The 19168-nt window shown below is 32.0% G+C and carries 21 protein-coding genes and 1 tRNA gene; 14 read left to right on the top strand and 8 right to left on the bottom strand.

Annotated features, from left to right (window positions below):
- The first annotated feature begins 10 nt into the window (after positions 1-10).
- From grpE to EKN01_RS03800, 5 genes are all read left to right on the top strand, one after another.
- The gene (grpE, locus tag EKN01_RS03820) at positions 11-553 is read left to right on the top strand and encodes a nucleotide exchange factor GrpE (protein ID WP_129045054.1); all 543 of its coding nucleotides are present in this window, start codon (positions 11-13) and stop codon (positions 551-553) included.
- Positions 554-575: 22 nt separating this feature from the next.
- Entirely contained in the window at positions 576-2408 is a 1833-nt protein-coding gene (gene dnaK, locus EKN01_RS03815; protein WP_129045053.1) for a molecular chaperone DnaK, read from the top strand.
- Positions 2409-2483: 75 nt separating this feature from the next.
- A complete protein-coding gene (gene dnaJ / locus EKN01_RS03810; protein ID WP_129045052.1) occupies positions 2484-3623 on the top strand; it encodes a molecular chaperone DnaJ in 1140 nt (379 codons plus the stop codon).
- Between the two features lie 90 nt (positions 3624-3713).
- Positions 3714-5549 carry a translation elongation factor 4 gene (gene lepA, locus EKN01_RS03805; protein WP_129045051.1) on the top strand — a complete coding sequence of 612 codons (1836 nt, stop codon included), beginning with the start codon at positions 3714-3716 and terminating at the stop codon, positions 5547-5549.
- 148 nt (positions 5550-5697) lie between these two features.
- The gene (locus EKN01_RS03800; protein WP_129045050.1) at positions 5698-6648 is read left to right on the top strand and encodes a GW dipeptide domain-containing protein; all 951 of its coding nucleotides are present in this window, start codon (positions 5698-5700) and stop codon (positions 6646-6648) included.
- Positions 6649-6677: 29 nt separating this feature from the next.
- Here the strand turns inward: EKN01_RS03800 and galE are convergent, their stop codons facing one another.
- Positions 6678-7667 (bottom strand): UDP-glucose 4-epimerase GalE, encoded by a 990-nt coding sequence (galE, locus tag EKN01_RS03795; RefSeq protein WP_129045049.1) that lies wholly within the window; start codon positions 7665-7667, stop codon positions 6678-6680.
- A 145-nt stretch (positions 7668-7812) separates the two neighbouring features.
- Between galE and EKN01_RS03790 the strand changes: the two genes are divergently transcribed.
- From EKN01_RS03790 to EKN01_RS03775, 4 genes are all read left to right on the top strand, one after another.
- Entirely contained in the window at positions 7813-8475 is a 663-nt protein-coding gene (locus EKN01_RS03790; RefSeq protein ID WP_129045048.1) for a class A sortase, read from the top strand.
- Between the two features lie 60 nt (positions 8476-8535).
- Complete coding sequence (gene recJ / locus EKN01_RS03785; protein ID WP_129045047.1) at positions 8536-10845, top strand: single-stranded-DNA-specific exonuclease RecJ; 2310 nt, start codon at positions 8536-8538, stop codon at positions 10843-10845.
- Between the two features lie 18 nt (positions 10846-10863).
- Complete coding sequence (locus EKN01_RS03780; RefSeq protein WP_099974846.1) at positions 10864-11382, top strand: adenine phosphoribosyltransferase; 519 nt, start codon at positions 10864-10866, stop codon at positions 11380-11382.
- Positions 11383-11403: 21 nt separating this feature from the next.
- A tRNA-Ser gene (locus tag EKN01_RS03775) sits at positions 11404-11493 on the top strand.
- 204 nt (positions 11494-11697) lie between these two features.
- On the opposite strand, the gene EKN01_RS03770 is transcribed toward EKN01_RS03775, so the two are convergent.
- From EKN01_RS03770 to EKN01_RS03750, 5 genes are all read right to left on the bottom strand, one after another.
- Complete coding sequence (locus tag EKN01_RS03770; protein WP_129045046.1) at positions 11698-12834, bottom strand: site-specific integrase; 1137 nt, start codon at positions 12832-12834, stop codon at positions 11698-11700.
- A gap of 111 nt (positions 12835-12945) precedes the next feature.
- Entirely contained in the window at positions 12946-14460 is a 1515-nt protein-coding gene (locus EKN01_RS03765) for an RNA/DNA-binding domain-containing protein (RefSeq protein ID WP_129045045.1), read from the bottom strand.
- Between the two features lie 199 nt (positions 14461-14659).
- Positions 14660-15070, bottom strand: a complete 411-nt coding sequence (locus tag EKN01_RS03760; RefSeq protein WP_129045044.1) for an ImmA/IrrE family metallo-endopeptidase — start codon at positions 15068-15070, stop codon at positions 14660-14662.
- Positions 15071-15217: 147 nt separating this feature from the next.
- Entirely contained in the window at positions 15218-16021 is an 804-nt protein-coding gene (locus EKN01_RS03755; RefSeq protein WP_129045043.1) for a type II toxin-antitoxin system PemK/MazF family toxin, read from the bottom strand.
- A gap of 5 nt (positions 16022-16026) precedes the next feature.
- Positions 16027-16371, bottom strand: coding sequence for a helix-turn-helix domain-containing protein (locus tag EKN01_RS03750; RefSeq protein WP_129045042.1), 345 nt, complete (start codon positions 16369-16371; stop codon positions 16027-16029).
- Positions 16372-16518: 147 nt separating this feature from the next.
- Here EKN01_RS03750 and EKN01_RS03745 point away from each other — a divergent pair, with 147 nt between their 5' ends.
- Entirely contained in the window at positions 16519-16722 is a 204-nt protein-coding gene (locus EKN01_RS03745; RefSeq protein WP_129045041.1) for a helix-turn-helix transcriptional regulator, read from the top strand.
- A gap of 72 nt (positions 16723-16794) precedes the next feature.
- Complete coding sequence (locus tag EKN01_RS07815) at positions 16795-16947, top strand: hypothetical protein (RefSeq protein WP_164966362.1); 153 nt, start codon at positions 16795-16797, stop codon at positions 16945-16947.
- On the opposite strand, the gene EKN01_RS03740 is transcribed toward EKN01_RS07815, so the two are convergent.
- Entirely contained in the window at positions 16944-17489 is a 546-nt protein-coding gene (locus EKN01_RS03740) for a TIR domain-containing protein (RefSeq protein ID WP_129045040.1), read from the bottom strand. The genes EKN01_RS07815 and EKN01_RS03740 overlap by 4 nt on opposite strands.
- 88 nt (positions 17490-17577) lie before the next feature.
- On the opposite strand from EKN01_RS03740, the gene EKN01_RS03735 reads away from it, so the two are divergent.
- Positions 17578-17796, top strand: a complete 219-nt coding sequence (locus EKN01_RS03735; protein ID WP_129045039.1) for a protein-tyrosine phosphatase family protein — start codon at positions 17578-17580, stop codon at positions 17794-17796.
- Here EKN01_RS03735 and EKN01_RS03730 read toward each other — a convergent pair.
- A complete protein-coding gene (locus EKN01_RS03730) occupies positions 17768-18280 on the bottom strand; it encodes a hypothetical protein (protein WP_129045038.1) in 513 nt (170 codons plus the stop codon). The genes EKN01_RS03735 and EKN01_RS03730 overlap by 29 nt on opposite strands.
- Positions 18281-18331: 51 nt before the next feature.
- On the opposite strand from EKN01_RS03730, the gene EKN01_RS03725 reads away from it, so the two are divergent.
- Positions 18332-18820 (top strand): helix-turn-helix domain-containing protein, encoded by a 489-nt coding sequence (locus tag EKN01_RS03725; RefSeq protein ID WP_164966361.1) that lies wholly within the window; start codon positions 18332-18334, stop codon positions 18818-18820.
- A 5-nt stretch (positions 18821-18825) separates the two neighbouring features.
- The gene (locus EKN01_RS03720; protein ID WP_164966360.1) at positions 18826-19167 is read left to right on the top strand and encodes a DUF771 domain-containing protein; all 342 of its coding nucleotides are present in this window, start codon (positions 18826-18828) and stop codon (positions 19165-19167) included.
- Position 19168: the final 1 nt, after the last annotated feature.

Here is a 19168-nt window from a genome sequence, read left to right as displayed (position 1 = left end):
GGAGGAATTTATGGCAGATAAAGAAAACGAAATCGAATCTACAGATGAAGAATTAGAATTGGATGTAGAATCAGATGACTCTGTTAAAAATGATGAAACTAATGAAGAAATAGAAGCTCTCAAAGAAGAAAAATCAGAGCTTGAGGATAAATATTTACGTGCTCAAGCTGAAATGCAGAATATGACAGCTCGTCATCAAAAGGAAGTTGCAAGTATCCTAAAATATGATGGACAAAAGCTAGCAACCGAAATTCTTCCTGTTCTAGATAACTTAGAGAGAGCTCTGACAGTTGAAGCCGATGATGAAGCAAGTGCTCAATTGAAAAAGGGTATTGAGATGGTTCAGACACATCTGATCAATGCTTTTAAAGATAATCAAGTTATTGAAATAAATAATAAAAACGAAAAATTTGATCCAACTGTTAACCAAGCTGTACAAACTGTTCCAGCAACTGAAGACAATCCTGCTGACACAGTAGTTGAAGTACTCCAAAAAGGCTATATGTTAAATGATCGAGTTTTAAGACCAGCAATGGTAGTCGTTGCAAAATAAAAAATAGAAGAGGTTAATATTAATGTCAAAAGTAATCGGTATTGATTTAGGAACTACAAACTCTGCTGTTGCAGTACTTGAAGGTGGTTCTCCAAAAATTATTACAAATCCAGAAGGAGCTAGAACAACTCCATCTGTTGTTGCTTTTAAAGATGGTGAAATTCAAGTTGGTGAAGTTGCAAAACGTCAAGCAATCACTAACCCAGATACAATTTCATCAATCAAACGTCATATTGGCGAAGCAGGTTACAAAGTAACTGTTGGTGATAAATCTTATACACCACAAGAAATTTCAGCAATGATTCTTCAATACATCAAGAAATTCTCAGAAGATTATCTTGGTGAAGAAGTTACAGATGCTGTTATTACAGTTCCTGCATATTTCAATGATTCACAAAGACAAGCTACAAAAGATGCCGGTAAAATTGCCGGACTAAATGTTCAACGTATTGTTAACGAACCAACAGCATCAGCATTGGCATATGGACTAGACAATGAAAATGCTGACGAAAAAGTTCTTGTTTATGATCTTGGTGGTGGTACATTTGATGTTTCTATCCTTGAACTAGGGGACGGAGTTTTTGAAGTACTATCAACAAATGGTGATACACATCTTGGTGGTGACGACTTTGATGAAGCTATTATTGACTGGTTAGTTGCTGAATTCAAATCTAAGAATGGTATCGACTTGTCTCAAGACAAGATGGCTCTACAACGTCTAAAAGATGCTGCTGAAAAAGCTAAAAAAGATTTATCAGGTGTTAGCCAAACATCAATCAGTCTTCCATTTATTTCTTCAGGAGATAACGGTCCTCTTCACTTGGAAGAAACACTTTCAAAAGCAAAATTTGATGAATTAACAAGTGATCTTGTTGAAAAAACAAGAATCCCTGTTGAAAATGCATTAAAAGATGCTGGATTAACAAATGGTGACATTGATAAAGTTATCTTGAATGGTGGTTCAACACGTATTCCTGCTGTTCAAGCTGCCGTTGAAAAATGGACTGGTAAGACTCCAGATCACTCAATCAACCCTGATGAAGCTGTTGCTATTGGTGCTGCTATTCAAGGTGGTGTTATCTCAGGTGATGTTAAGGATGTTGTTCTTTTGGACGTTACACCTCTATCACTTGGTATCGAAACAATGGGTGGAGTTTCAACAAAACTTATTGATCGTAATACAACTATTCCAACAAGTAAGTCACAAGTTTTCTCAACTGCTGCTGACAATCAAAGTGCAGTTGATATTCACGTTCTTCAAGGTGAAAGAGCAATGGCTGCTGATAACAAGACATTAGGTCGTTTCCAATTAACAGATATTCCTGCAGCACCTCGTGGAATACCTCAAATTGAAGTTAAATTTGATATTGATAAAAATGGTATTGTTAATGTTTCTGCTAAAGATTTAGGTACAAATAAGGAACAAAAAATTACTATCAAGAGTTCATCTGGTTTAAGTGACGAAGAGATTGAACAAATGATGAAAGATGCCAAAGAAAACGAAGCAGAAGACGCAAAACGTAAAGAAGAAGTTGATGTTAAGAATCAAGTAGAACAAGCATTGTTCGCTACTGATAAAACATTGGAAGATGTTAAAGACAAAGTTTCTGAAGAAGAAATTAAAAAAGCAGAAGACGCACGTGATGCATTAAAAGCTGCACAAGAATCTGGCAACATTGATGATATGAAGGCTAAACTTGAAGAACTTAACAAAATTGTTCAAGAACTTTCTGTAAAACTATATCAACAAGCTCAAGATTCACAAGAAGGTGCTACATCTTCAGATGACAGTACATCATCAAAAGATGATACAGTTGATGGAGACTTCAAAGAAGTTGATCCAGAAGATAAATAATTAATTAAAAGAGCAGAGTTAGACTAGATAATCTAGAATAAGGCTGCTCTTTTAACAATGTAAAGGTGAGATTATATGGCAGATAGAGATCCGTATGACGTTTTAGGTGTTAGCAAAGATGCCTCAGAGGATGAGATTAAAAAATCATTTAGAAAATTATCTAAAAAATATCATCCTGATATTAATCAAGAGGCAGACGCTGAAGAAAAATTTAAAGAAGTAAACGATGCCTATGAAATTTTGAAAGATCCTCAAAAGAGAGCCCAATATGATCAATATGGTTCTGCTGGTATGAACGGCGGAGCTGGTGGCTTTGGCGGTGGAGGATTTAATGGACAAGCCGGAGGCTTTGGTGGTTTTGAAGATATATTTAGCCAATTCTTTGGTGGTGGTAGTACTGCTAGACAAAATCCTAATGCTCCAAGACAAGGTAATGATCTACAATACCGCATGGATTTGAAGTTTGAAGAAGCAATTTTTGGTAAAGAAACTAACATTACCTATAATCGTGAAGAAGATTGTTCAAACTGTAATGGATCAGGTGCTAAACCAGGTACTACACCAGAAACATGTAGTAACTGTAATGGATCTGGATATGTGGAAGTTGATCGTCAAACTCCACTTGGACGTATGCGTACTAGAGAAGTATGTAGTGTCTGTGATGGTACTGGTAAAGACATTAAAGAAAAATGTGATGTCTGCCACGGTGCTGGTAAAGTAAATGAAAGACACGAACTAAAAGTTACTGTACCTGCTGGTATTGAAGATGGACAACAAATGCGTCTTGACGGTCAAGGTGAAGCTGGAGTTAACGGTGGACCTTACGGTGATTTGTATGTTGTTTTTGTCGTAGCTCCAAGTAAAGAATTCAAACGTGAAGGATCAACAATATATTCTTCTGAAAATATATCATTCCCTCAAGCAGCATTGGGTGATGAAATAGAAGTAAATACTGTTCATGGTAAAGTTAAATTAACTATTCCTGCAGGAACACAAACAGGTACTTCATTCCGATTAAAGGGAAAAGGTGCACCTGTACTTCATGGCAACAACAATGGTGATCAGAAAGTTACAGTTAATATTGTTACACCTAAGAAGTTAACAGCCGAAGAGAAATCCGCATTGAAACAGTATGCTGAAGTAGGCGGAAATGTAGTTAAAGAAAAAGACAGTAATTTCTTTGATAAAGTAAAAGATGCTTTCAAAGGTGAATAAACAAAAAAAGAATCAGATTAGTCTGATTCTTTTTTGTTGGTCTGATATAGTGTAAAATAAACTGTTAGAAGATGATAGGCAGGAAAAAATATGGACTTAAATTTAAACGATTTAAAAGAACGTCAAAAGAGAATTCGTAATTTTTCCATTGTTGCTCATATTGACCATGGTAAATCCACGATTGCAGATCGTATTTTGGAAAAAACAGATACAATCTCAAAAAGAGAAATGAAAGCTCAAATTTTGGATGATATGGATCTTGAGAGAGAACGTGGAATCACAATAAAACTAAATGCTGTGGAGTTAGAGTATAAAGCAAATGATGGAGAAACATATATTTTTCACCTTATTGATACTCCTGGACATGTGGATTTCTCATATGAAGTTTCTAGATCTCTTGCAGCGTGTGAAGGAGCATTGTTAGTAGTTGATGCTGCTCAAGGTGTGGAAGCTCAGACATTGGCTAACACATATTTAGCAATCAATAACGATTTAGAAATTGTACCAATAATCAACAAAATAGATCTTCCATCAGCTGAACCAGATAAGGTAAAAACAGAAATCGAAGATATGATAGGTATTGATGCTTCAGATGCTGTGATGACAAGTGCCAAAACTGGTATCGGTATTGATGAGTTACTTGAAAGAATAGTTACAGATGTACCTGCACCAGAAGGTGATATCGATAAACCACTGAAAGCACTGATATTTGATTCAGAGTATGACAGTTATCGAGGAGTTGTATTAAGTATCAGAGTTCGTGAAGGTATCGTAAGAGCTGGTGATACTATTGAACTTATGAGTAATGGAAAGAAATTTGAAGTTACTGATGTTGGTGTAATGTCACCTAAGGCAGTTTCAAGAGATTATTTAATGGCTGGAGATGTTGGATATATCACTGCAAGTATCAAATCTGTCCAAGATACACAGGTAGGTGATACAGTTACTCTGGCTAATAATCCAACAGAAGAACCTCTAGATGGTTATCGTAAGAGTATTCCCATGGTTTATTCTGGTATGTATCCAGTTGATAATTCAAAATACGAAGATCTACACGAAGCTCTAGAAAAATTACAGTTGAATGATGCGGCATTAGTTTTTGAACCAGAAACTTCTCAAGCACTTGGTTTCGGATTTAGATGTGGATTCTTAGGATTGTTACACATGGATGTTGTTCAGGAGAGACTTGAACGTGAATTTAATTTGGAATTAATTATCACATCACCATCTGTAAACTATCATGTAGAAAAAACTGATGGTGAGAAGATAGTCGTGGATAATCCTGCTGATCTACCAGATACTTCAGAAATAAAAGATATAAGCGAACCATTTGTTAGAGCAGAAATAATGGTTCCTGAAGAATACGTTGGTGCTGTTATGGAACTATGCCAGAGAAAACGTGGTAACTTCATAACAATGGATTATCTAGATAAATATAGAGTGAACATTATTTATAAATTGCCACTTTTAGAAATAATATTTGATTTCTTTGATGATTTGAAATCAAACACTAAGGGATATGCTTCATTGGATTATTCAGTGGATGATTATGAATCATCTGACCTTGTAAAAATGGATATATTACTAAATGGTGAACCAGTTGATGCATTGAGTTTTATAGTCCATAGAGATTTTGCATATGAAAGAGGTCGTGATATTGTAGCACGGCTAAAAGAAGTTATTCCGCGTCAAATGTTTGAAATTCCTATTCAGGCCGCAATTGGTAACAAGATTGTAGCTAGATCAACAGTTAAAGCGTTCAGAAAAGACGTTACTGCTAAATTGTATGGTGGAGATCAAACTCGTAAAGATAAACTTCTAAACAAGCAAAAAGCCGGTAAGAAGAGAATGAAAGATGTTGGTAAAGTTTCTATTCCTCAAGAGGCATTTATGACAGTATTAGATTTAAATAAGGGAAAAGGTTAAAAATAACAATATTTTTTAACCTTTTTTTATTTTTTTGCAATTTTTGAAAATATTTTTCTATAATTTAGTGAAAACGTTTACTGCATATTGTGATAAGTGTATCATTAGTACTATATTAAATATAATTAATACATGGGGGTATTAAATTATGAAATTGAAGTATTTTTTAGCTGTAGCTATTGCAGCACCAGCAATTTTTGTAACAACATCTGTAAGCGCTGATTCTGTTGATAATGATTCAGCTGCAACACAAGCCACAACGATTGATTCAACAACCAATCAACCATCAACAACTCAAGGTAACGTAGTTGTTTCAACTGGTGATGGTTCATATATTTTAGGTGATAATAGTAGTGCACAAGCTACTAATGCTGCTTCTACAAGTACAATTGCAGAAACAGAAACTAGTCCAACTACATATTATGTAGTAGCACCTGAATATACAGTTTGGGATAAACCATATGATTCAACAGCAAAGGCAGTTGCTTCATTAAAGGATTATGCTAAAACAAAATTCACAGGATTTGGTGAAGCTACTGGTCCTAATGGTAATAAATATATACACATAACAAATAACGATAATATAACTGGTTGGGTTTACTCTGGAGCAGTAACATCTACTGATCCTGCAGCACCAGCAGCTCCAACAACAACTGATAAAATAATCAACACTGCTAAGAAAGTTACTGACGTTAGCAACTCCGTATCAGGAGCCTTAGACTCAGTAGTAAAGGGTGTTGATTCTGCTCAAGCAGTTGTTCAAGAACCAGGAAAAGTTATTACAAATGCTGTTAAGACACCATTAGATAATATAACATCTATAAACTCAAGCATTTCTGGAACAATTGACAGTATCTCAAAAACAAATACATCAGTAACTTCTGGCATTTCAGGAGCTATTAACGGTGTAACATCTATCAATAATTCAGTTGTATCTGGTGCAACAAGTGTAATTGATGGTGGAACAAAAATTATTAATAGTGCAACTGGACTTGTAGGAGCACTTACTCCTAATTTATCTGGAATTGGCTCAGGTATAACTTCTGGAATTAGTACTATAGGAAAAATAATTTCAGGTTTAGCAGGACTTGGAGCATAAAAAAAATAACCCATTAAGGGTTATTTTTTTTATGAAGAAAAACCATTTATATGTTTAGATTTAAAATTCCAAGCATCTTGGATTATTTTTTCAATATTTTCATTTTGAGGTTGCCAGCCCAAAATTTTTCTAGCATTAGTACTATCAGCAATAAGTGTACTTGGATCGCCAGGTCTTCTATCACCAATATTTGATTTTATATCCATTCCAGTAACTTTTCTAGCAGCTTCTAAAATTTCTTTATTAGAAAATCCATTCTGTGAACCCAGATTAAAAATTTTACTATCATTGCCATCTATAAGATATTCCATAGCTAATCTGTGAGCTGATGCTAAATCCATAACATGAACATAATCACGTACATTTGTACCATCTTTAGTATCATAGTCGTCACCAAAAATAGTAATTTCATCACGTTGGCCAGCTGCAACTTGTAGAATAATTGGGATTAGATGTGTTTCCGGCCCGTGATCCTCACCAATTGAACCATCTTCCTTGGCCCCAGCAACATTAAAGTATCTAAGAGCTACAAATTTTATACCATAAGCAATATCTGACCATTTCATAATTTTTTCCATAGCTAACTTGCTTTCACCGTATGGATTTGTTGGATCAGTTGGATCAGATTCTTTGATAGGAATTTGCTTTGGTTCACCATATGTTGCTGCAGTTGAAGAGAAAATGATTCTCTTAACATCAAAATCTCTCATGACTTCTAGCAATGAAATCATACCAGCAACATTATTATCAAAATATTTAAGTGGATCTTTCATTGATTCAGGTACAATAGAGAAAGCAGCAAAATGAATTACATCGGTAATATTTTCCTCTTGAAAAACTTTATTTAGGAAAACTTTATCACGGATGTCGCCTTGATAAAATTTTGCTTTATTATTTATTGCTTCTTTATGACCGGTTTCTAGGTTGTCAGCTACCACTACATCGTAATCGTTATCACATAAGTGATCTACAGTGTGTGAGCCAACATATCCGGCACCACCTAAGACAAGAATACTCATAATTTACCTCCGTTATTGTATAATTTTATTATAATGTTATTACAAGAATAAAGTTAGCACCTTTAAGCAACCTTAAATTATCGAAAATTGAATTAAATTATACCAGAAAATCTATTATAGTATTATAAATAAGTAGGTGAATTAAATGAGAAAATTTTTTACAATACTGGTAACTACAATCGTATTAGTATTCGCATTAATACTTATTTTTAATGCGCCTGTAAAACAGTATCTAGTTGAACAAATGTCAAATAGAGAGATGAATTCTCTTTCAAAAGAACAGATTGCTAAAAATGAAAAGAAAAGCGGCGAGTTTGATTTTTCAAAAGTAAAACCACTAACAGCTGCTCAAGTTGCTAAAGCAAGTGTCTCTGGTGATGTTACAACAATTGGTAAACTTGCAGTACCTTCAGTTGGTATGAAGTTACCCATCGTCAAGGGAATGGGTGACGCTGAACTTTCTGCTGGTGGTGGAACCATGAAGGAAGATCAAAAAATGGGGAAATCTAATTATGCTTTAGCAGGTCACTACATGACAAAAGATGGTGCACTATTTTCTCCGCTTGAAAAAGCACAAATCGGTGATTTAATCTATATAACTGATATGAAAAAAGTTTATGCATATAAAATTGATTATAAACAGAAAGTAGCTCCGACAGCTGTATACTTGTTGAATGATACTAAGGGGACACCGATCATAACTATGATAACCTGTGCCGATGGTGGATCAAATAGGTGGGCAGTTCAGGGTAAGTTAGTCTCTAAGGAAAAAGCAACAGATAAAAATTTAGAACTATTTAAAAAATAAGTCATTCGGCTTATTTTTTTTAAATTTATATTGATATAATGGGTATCAGTAGGTGATAAATTGATAAATAAAGTATGGAAAAAAAGAAAAGAATTATCATCAAATGATATAGATGATTTTTCTCAAAAATTTCAACAAAATAAAATTGTATCCGAATTATTACTAGAGAGAGATTTTAATAATCCTGAAGCAATAACTGAATTTCTTAATCCAGATATTAATGGATTACAAGATCCTTTTGGTCTTAATGATATGGATAAAGCATTAGAGTTAATTGATGATGCAGTAGAAAATCAAAAAAAGGTTGTTATATATGGTGACTATGATGCTGATGGAGTAACAAGTACATCGATAATGTATCTCACATTGAAAAAGATGGGATTAACACCAGAATTCTATATTCCAGACAGATTTCAAGATGGTTATGGTCCAAATTTAGAAGCATACAAAAGAATTGTTGAACGTGGTGTAGATTTATTAATTACCGTTGACAATGGTGTTAGTGGAAAAGAAGAAATTAAATTTTTGAAAGATCAGGGTATATCTGTACTAATTTCAGATCATCATGATTTACCAGACGAATTACCAGAAGCAGACGCCATTGTTCATCCTCGTATTCCTGGATTTGAATATGTTTGTCCTAATTTATCAGGAGCCGGAGTTGCATTTAAGATTGCTGATGCCATTTTAGGAGAAGAAGCAATAGAGTTAATCGATTTAGCAGCAATAGGAACAGTTGCTGATTCCGTTGATCTTTCAGGGGAAAACAGAATCATAGTTGCTAATGGACTAAAACAACTTCAAAAGAGTACCAACTTGGGTATTAGTACTCTTGTTAAAAGCATGAAAATAAAGCCCAGTGATATTGATGAGGAAACAATAGGTTTTCAAATTGCACCCAGGATAAATGCTTTGGGAAGAGTAGAAAATGCTAGTTCTGCAGTGGAATTGTTCACAACAAGTGATGCAAGTTTTTCTAAGGAATTAGCAGATGAAACAGAAGAAGTAAATACTCGAAGACAAGATCTAGTTGAAATTGCTTATAATGCATCTTTAAATCAAATTGATGACCAAATTGATAATCCAGTATTAGTACTACATGGAGATGATTGGCATCAAGGAATACTAGGAATTGTAGCAAGTAGGGTTGTTGGACTCACTAATAAACCTACATTAGTAATGTCACTTGATAAAAATGAAAATCTATACAAAGGGTCTGGAAGAAGTCCAGAGGGATTTAATTTATTTGAAGCAATGAATAAATATCGCGAACTTTTATCTAGTTTCGGAGGTCATTCTCAAGCCTGTGGATTTTCCATTGATGTTGACAATTTAGATGAATTTCAGGAAAAAATACAAGCAGAAGTTGCTAATCAAAACTTTGATGTTACTGCTGATCCTGAAAAAATTTATGATTTAGAGCTATCAGTTAATCAGCTGACCTTGGAACTAATAGAATCAATTTCAAAGCTAGCACCTTTTGGATATGGAAATCCAAAGCCTGTCATTCAGTTGAAAAATGTAACAATTGATCAGCCCCAGGCAATTGGTAAAGATAAGAGTCATATTAAATTTTTTACAAGGCAGAATGTTCATCAAGTTGGTTCAATTGGATTCAAAATGTTTAAAGAGGTTCAAGAAATATCTAATCAATCTTGTGATGTATATGGCACTTTAGGAATTAATGAGTGGGCAGGTAAAAAAAATCTGCAGTTAATGGTTCAAGGTGTCCAAGTTTCTCAATCAGGAATTAAGATAAAAAATCTCAAAGAAACTTATATAGACTATCGTAATAAACAGTTATCTAAGCCATTGTTAGAACACTTTGATTCAATTGTCTTCTTCAATGACATATATCTAGAATCAGCAAAGAAAAATTCAATTGATGTTAATTTAGCTAAATACGATCAAGATTTCAGTGATCAAAATATTTTAATATATGATCGTCCACATGATCTTGACTTGTTGAAACATTTTGTAGAAAACAATAATACTTCACACACTGCATTGTATTTCCATACTAATTTGATTCAAAGATATGCTAAACCAGATGAGATAAAGATGAAAGAGTTACTTAAGTATATCTACACACACGAAAGAATAAATACAGCTTCACTAGACGAATTAGCAAATTATTTAAAAATTGAAAAGAATAATTTAGATTTTTATTTAAATGTGTTTTTTGAATTAGATTTTGTTAGAATAGAAGATGGTTTTGTTGAAAAAGCAAATTCTTCCAAACAGAGAAGTCTCCAAGAATCGCAGGCGTTTTTAAAGCGATTAAAGAGAAATGATGTTGAAAAAATATTAATTGAATCTAATTTTGATGACTTATTAATTTGGTTATCTGATTATGATTGTCATTGTTAAATTGAATGGAGAAATTTGATGACTATTGACTTTAAGAAATATGTTGCCAACGTTCCAGACTTTCCGGAACCAGGAGTATTATTTCGTGATATTTCACCACTAATGCTAGATGGTGAAGCATATGCTGCAGCAACAGAAGAGATTGTTAAATACGCAAAAGAACGTGGAGCAGAGTTAATTGCTGGTCCAGAAGCACGTGGATTTATTGTGGGATGTCCCGTGGCAAATAGTATGGGAGTTGGCTTTGCCCCAGCAAGAAAAAAAGGGAAACTACCTAGAGAAACAGTATCTGTTACATATGATTTAGAATATGGACAGGGGTCACTGTATATGCAAACTGATGCTATTAAACCAGGACAAAAAGTTTTAGTAGTAGATGATTTGATGGCGACAGGTGGTACATTAGCCGCAACTATCAAGTTGATTGAAAAACTGGGCGGTGAAGTAGTTGGTACAGCCTTTATGATAGAATTAATGGATCTACATGGCCGCGATAAAATTAAAGACTATGATATGTTTACATTGATGAAATACTAGAATGTCGTAAGGCATTTTTATGGAAGATTGGCAGAGTGGTAATGCAGCGGATTCGAAATCCGCCGAGCGAATATACGTATTCGTGCGCAGGTTCAAATCCTGTATCTTCCTTTCAGAGAAATAAAGAGAACAAAAAAACGAATTTTCAGAGTATATGAATGTTGATAAAACAGCATTTGTATACTCTTTTTTTGTTTGAGAAAGAAAGAGAAAGTAAAAGCTCTTTGCACAAAGTTTTGCACACGTGCAAAATTTCCATATTTTTACTTTTTTACACATTTTTAATTAATTTTGCACGATATGATTGGTGCAAAATTATTGCTCATTAACACGATTAAATAACGATTGAAGACTTTGGCTCTCTTTTTTAGAAGTTTCATCGAATAAGTGAGTGTAGTATTTGTATGTTGTCTTTAGTTCTTTATGCCCTGCACGTCTAGATACATATTGTGGATTAATACCCATATCTATTAAATACGAAATATGTGTATGCCTAATATCGTGAAATTTAATCATTTTAGAAATTCCAGCAAGACTAAGGATTTCTTTCAAAGTATCGTTCACTGTTTTAGAGGTAACTATTTTTTTATGTTTGGTTCTACAGATATAATTTTGTGGATTAATGTAATTGATTTTCTTGAAGTATAGTTCTTGTTCTAATTTATAGTCTTTTAATACATCGGCGCACTCTTGGGAAATAACTATAATTCTAGAACCTGCCGATGTTTTTGTTGTTTTTACATCATCTAAATATTTAGTATATGCTTTATCAACGGTTATCAATAAATCATCAAAATTGATTTTGTCCCATGATAAACCAGTGATCTCTTCATATCTCATACCTGTTTGGCAACACAAATAAATCATCATTGCTGAAACATTATTAAAATTAGATTTAATACGAGAGATATTTATAAGTGTAATGAAATCTTTTGGCTCTAAAAATTTATCATTATCACTTCTGGATTCTTTGCCACCAATGAGGGTTACATTTTTAGTGAAGTCACGATGAATTATACCTTCATCAATTGCTTCTAATGCCATAGCCTTAATAAAGGAATTATATTTAGCAACTGTAACTTGTGTTCTATTTTTGCTGAATTCATTAATGAACTGTTGATAATCTTTTTTAGTAACATCAGAGAGTAGGGTGTCAGGAAAATATGATTCAATCAACTTCACTGTAAAGTAATATCTATTAATCGTTGATTGGCTTTTACCTTCAATTTTGTATGTTTCAATCCATTCTTTGAAATAATTTGCGAATGTAACACTGTTTCCAGAAATATTAAACTTTTTAGATTTAGCAATTTCGAGTTCATTTGCTTCATTTTGTGCATCAATTTTTCTATCAAATCCACTTTTAGATTTAGTTCTATATTTTCCAGTCTCTGGATCTTTATACGATACTCTATACTGCCATTTTCCATTTCTTTTGGTAATAGATGCCAATGTTTACAACTCCTTTCGAAAAGTAAATTTATGTTGTCATTTTAGTGATCAAAGTAAATTTAATGCGAACGTATGTTCTTTTGAAGCTAAAAAAGAAAAGGACATATGCCCTTAATTAATAATATCTTCAATGGATTTTAGAAGCATGTTGATCGAAAGAATACCATTTTCGTCATTAAGACTGATACTGTATGATGTGGCTTTTCCTTTTCTATTCAAGTCTAATATATTTTTTTCTACCAGTGTTTTTAATATATCACGAGCTTTCCATTCCTTTAGATTAGTATTTTCGAGAATGTCTTTAACCTTAAAAATTGGATTTTTCACAGCGTATTCAATAATTTTCTTTTCATCTGGAGATAAACCGTCCATACTATCCATTAGATTAGTTTTCCAAATTCTAATAGTAGTATTTTCAGGGTTATTAATTATGTCTGGACTTCTTAAACTATTTTTATATGCTGCTTGAAATATCGTAGGTCCACCTGAACCTGCACGCTCTGCTACTCCAATTTTTCTAAAAAGAGTAGCTATACCAGGATTTCTTGGTCTTGATTTACTACCATGAATAAACTCTTCTTTTGATATTCTTAAATCACCCGGATTATAAAATTCAAAATATGTCTCATAACTGTATATTTTTATTGGCTCATCTGAACCATAATATGCGTGTACGAGAGAGTTAACTAAAGCTTCTTTTACGGCAATTTTTATATCTGAAAAATATGACCCTCTTGTCATATTTTCATCTTGACTAAAAGAATCTTCAATTCTTAAATATAATTTACCAAGTGTATATTTATAAAACGAGTATATATTTAAATTAGGATAGTTGAGATCTCCAGTTGATATTCTATCCTGCCATTTACTATCTCTTGAAGATTTTTTATAAAAAAAGTCTAATTGAAAACCTGAAAATTGTGAAACAATTGCATTATAATTTCCGAAAAAAAGAAGTCCCGCTTTGTTCAATTTTAATGTTCTATTGGAGTTACTTCTATCGATCTCCATTGCCCCAATTTCTTGTAAAAAATTTTCGGTTGTGAGATTTTTGTAATAATCATTATTACTATTTTCGATTAAAGTGTTACGGTAATCTTCTATATCATTAGGATTAAGATCGTCTACTGTATAATGATCAAGCAATCCACCATCTAAATTTTCTTGAGAATTTGTTATCATGTAACGATAATCAGTATCATCAAGTTTAGTATCACCATCACCAATGCGTTTAAAGCAGCTGCTTTTATTTCCGTTTATAAATACAGGTTTATCTTTATATGAAGCCTCTTTAATATTAATAATAATGATCTTCTTGCCGTCTACAGTGTATTCTAGTATGTCATTTTTTTCATGTATTAAATTAATACTAACTTTATTTTTGTTGTTTAAAGTAGTTAATAAATCAGTGACAATGTGTTGAGCGTTTTTAACGCCAGTTATATTATATTCACCTTTTTTTTCTTCAGATATTCCTAAGATTATACTTCCGCCTGAAGTGTTAGCAAATGCTGAGTAGGTGGGCCAAAATTCTTTAGGAAGAGCATTACTGGCAGTTTTATATTCTAAATGTAGAGATTCTACAGTTAAATTATTTTCATCTAATAATGTGTAGATATTGTTCATTTATAAAATTTTTCCTTTCTTTTGAGGTATCAAAAGTAAATCAAAAGTAAAAAAATCCCGTAACATACTGATATAATAAGCTTTTAATTTATATATACATAAAAACCAAAAGTAAACCAAAAGAATTGACAAAAGAGACTTTTACTGTTAACCGTTAGTTCTATATATTCCAATACTACATAAGTTTTGAACGTACAAGCTAGCTGTTTATTTTGTTTTCCATTTCTTTCAAAACTAAATCATTTAATTCTTCTGGAATTCCAAACTGTTGCATAAATTCAACAGAACTAATTTCATCAATTTCTTTATCTTCCATATAGAAGGGCAATAGTAAATCTATTGCTTTTTTATTTGCTCCAGATTCCATTTTTGTCTTTGTAGGTGTGAAATACAGAACCTGACTACCTTTGTCCTCACACAAGATATGACCAATTTCATGAGCTAACTGAAAAGGTATTTGATTGTTCTCATGCCAGTTCATATTAAGAACGATGATTTTTTTATCAACGTTTGCACCAGAAGGTGAGTCAGTACTTAACTCGTCTGTACTGATAATTTCTATATTATTTAATAGTGCGAATGTAATTAGCTTATTTAGAATGTTATTCATTTAGTCTCCTTGAAAACAAAAAAGCATTGTCAGTCAATTGACCAACAATGCATGGGGCCCGAAGCCCGGATAAAATAATATATCTGTGGAGCCTAGCTCCCGATGAATATATTATTGCATTTTTAATTCAATTGATCAAGTGTCAAATCATTTAGATATATAATATTTCATCAATTCGTTACTTATTGACGACATTATTTCAGAAGACAACTTAATTTTCCCTGAAGGATCGTACTTATTAATTTTTCTAATTCTATATTTACTTATAGTTGTTATATCGGTAATTCTTGCAAACGTTTCATGATTATATTTATTGTAAATTTTCATAACCTTAGATTTATCGTTTAATTCTTGTATTGTTTCATTTATGTTTTCTGCTATAAGTATTCTTAATTGATTTTTTGACTCATCATCACCTGAGTCTAATTCAGATATATCAATAAATGAAGTATCTGCAAACCCATTTGAATTGTTTTTTGCTTCTTTTTGAGCATCTTCGAACTCTTCGTCGGATTCAAATAATTGTCTAACTAATAATTTATTTTTTTCAATATGAGCAGTTAAATCACTTAATTGTTCATCGAAAATAGTAGTAGTTTGATTAAACAGTTCCTTTCCAAGTTTTATTCTATTATTTTTGTTTTTTGAAGTTAATGGAATTACAGTTAATGTTCTTTTTTTATTATTATCATTTTTATCTAAAACTACAGCGAAGTGCAAGCCGGAAAACTCTGCCCCCATGTTTACACCAAAATCTACTTGAATTACTGATCCACGCTCATAATGGTAGTATCGCTCTGGTTCTTCATTATTAACTTCTTTCTCATATCGATAAGAAACACTATCTAGCCAATAGGGTAATTGTTCAAATTTTTTATTTATAGGATTTTTACTAATAGATAAAAACCGCTCATTTGATTTATTAACTAAATCGTCAATAGACTTTCTCATGCTTATTATTCATCGTCCTCATCAATTCTCAATAATCTTTTCATTAATTCAATATCTTGTTTTGGAATAGGCTTTCCTTCGTAAGTCATTACAACTTTTCCGTCAAAGGCTTCTTTCATATCGACAACTTCATCATTATTTATAGAAGATTTATTTTCAGAATTTCCTAAAAGGTAATCAGTAGGGACATTAAATATTTTTGATAGTTTATTTATTGTTTTTATTGGAGGTTCTCGAGTTTCTCTTTCCCAAGTTCCAATAGTTTTGGGAGATACACCAATTTTTTCAGCTAATTCTTCTTGAGTGAAATTATGTTCGTTTCTCAAATTTCGTAATCTTATTCCAAACATTATGAGTCCCCCCTTTACCTGAAGAAATAATACTACATTGTGTAGTATGAAATAAATCCACAAAATGTAGTATTTATGATTGACGTACTACAAAATGTAGTTTATTATATTTTTGTAAGCTACATTATGTAGTTAGGAGGTGCTTTAATGAATAAACTAAAAGAGCTTAGAGAAGACCAAGGCTGGACTCAAAAAGATCTTGCCAATAAAATAAATGTTTCTCAAAAAACAGTAAGTGCATGGGAGTTAGGGACTAGAACACCAGCTCCAAAATATATGCAACAAATAGAAGATATTCTTCATGTTTCTAAAGAAGATATTTTTTTTACAGCTTTTAGCTACAAAATGTAGTTCACTCATTTATTATTACAAAAATTAAATTTACAAATCTACACCAAATAGACAACTAAGGAGGTGAGATGAATGGAGAAAGATAAAGATATTTTAAACGAAATAAAAAAAACCAATTCTAAATTAGAAGAATTGATTAAAAAAATTAATATTTTAGAAGCAAGGATTAATTTCATTTCAGGATTCAACGAAGGAATAAAGTTATTAAATAAAAATCAAAGCTAGTTATCTTTTACATCTATTCCCATCATATCAGCTAATTTCATGAAGTTCTCTATTTTTGAAGTGTCACCGGATTGTAAAGCTTCTATAGCCATGTTTTGACCAATTTGTTCAGCATTTCTGTTCGTATTGTTTGATTTACTTGTTTCTTCGATCATAGCTGATAACTTTTCTTGAATTCTAGAAATTTTTGGAGCATTAACTGTATATTCTAAAATTCTTATGTTTCTAATATCAAGAGGTATATCATCGTGAGTTTGAGATATAGCCACAAAAGGTTTACCTAAACCATACCTAATTCCAAATTCAAACATAACATTTGGATTTAAACCTGTAATATCTATGATTACTAAATCTGAAATATTAATTTGATTAATTACGTCATCATCAATTCTATTAGAAGAATTAATTAAATCCGCTCTTAGAACAGAGTATCCTAACTTATCAGCGACAGGTGATATAAAGGATTCTAATACGAAATCTGATTCTGTTCTTTCTTTAGAGTTTTCAGATCCAATTGGTGTAATAAAAAATATTTTTTTCATGTATTAATTCCTTTTTAAATTTTATAAAACTAGTATACAAAATTTTAACTTATATTACACCAAATAGACAACTAAGGAGGTGAAGTAAGTGGAAAAAGATAAAGATGATTATCTAACTAAATTTAAAAGAGTACAAAAAATAGATGAATTTGGATTTGATCAAGAACTTATATCTAAAATAGGTAATCAAATTGTGGAGATAATGAAAAAAGAAGGCATAACGTATGAGGATGCATACGCCTGCCTTCAATATTCATACAACAGAATTAAATTTGAGTCTAATTATTTGAAACTTTACGAAGACTAATAAAAGGTAATCTTTCTATTTCATTCAAATTAATTGAATCAAGATGAAAACTGTTATCGAGAGAATCTATGTCAAATGGAGCTACTGGATATTCTTCAAATGAAGAACTATTTTTTAGTACAGTTTCTGAAATTGTATCCAATTTGGAAATAAGAATGTCTGGATGATCAAGTAAGTTCGTTGGAATAACTGTATCGTTAAATCCATTTGTTCCAAGTTGGTCAAAAAATATATTTCTAGATTGTTTAAAAATATTTTGTTCGTCTTCAATATTATTCGCAAAATTCTTTGCATAGATATTAAGCATTTCATCTATAGAATTTATATATACAGCGAAATTTTCATATTTTATAAAAGAAGCAGTTACTAATTTTCCTTCTACAGATGTAACTATTTTGTATGAAATTTTATTTTCCGAACTTTCATCAAAAATTCTTAAACAGTAATCAATAATTTGTAATTTTTGTAAATCTTGAAATTTCATTATCAACACCTCCTTTCTAAGGAGAATTATAACAAACACAAAAGAAGGGACGTGATTACGTTGAACCAAGTAAATATCTACCGAGAGTACCAAGATTTCAGAATTAGGAAGAACTTAAGTAATACAGATATAGCAATAGCATGTGGAATATCTAAGCAAGCTGTCGGAGAGTGGAAAAACGAAAAACCGCTTATAAAGAATAGCTATCTTGAAAGAATTGCACATTGTTATGGAGATGAAAGGTTTATGTTGGCAGCATTTTGCTATCGTCATGAAATACCCAGTTCATTTTTAACTATTTTAAATAGATATAACGATAATCCATTAGCTATGTTAGTAGGAACTCAATCAGAAGATGCTGAAAGCGATGAAGCAATTCAAAGTTTACTCAACTATTTAAGTAAACCTAAAGACACCATTAAAAAAGATGATTTAGCGGTTCCAGTAATTGAAATGTTAGAAACTGGTGCATTTATGTTTTTGAGTGCCATGAGAGTTTTAAAAGATCAGAACATCAAAGTTAATCAAGTTTGGAGATGATGCTAATGCAATCAATAAGTGAGTTTGAAACTTCTATTTTATTACCTGATGACAAAGTAATAGTTGATAGAGAATGGGCTATTGAAGCTAGTCGGATAGTTGAAGAAGCCAACATTAAAAATGGCGTAATTAAAGATCTTGAATGGGCTAGTGAAAAGACCAAATTATCAAAACCTACACTAACAAAAATATTAACTAAACCTAGAATTAGAAAATTGTTAGATGTTGATTCAGGTGGTTGTGTTCAATATTCAAAAGGCAAGGGTAGTCCTTGGAAGTTTCATGTTAGAAAATTTGAAAGATTTGTGGATAACAATCCCCAAATTTTTATGAAATGGAGCAATTAAT

The sequence above is a fragment of the Companilactobacillus metriopterae genome (assembly GCF_004117915.1).
Classification (GTDB): Bacteria; Bacillota; Bacilli; order Lactobacillales; family Lactobacillaceae; genus Companilactobacillus; species Companilactobacillus metriopterae.
The sequence above is the reverse complement of the archived record's forward strand: the minus strand, read 5'-3'. Positions and strand labels throughout refer to the sequence as shown.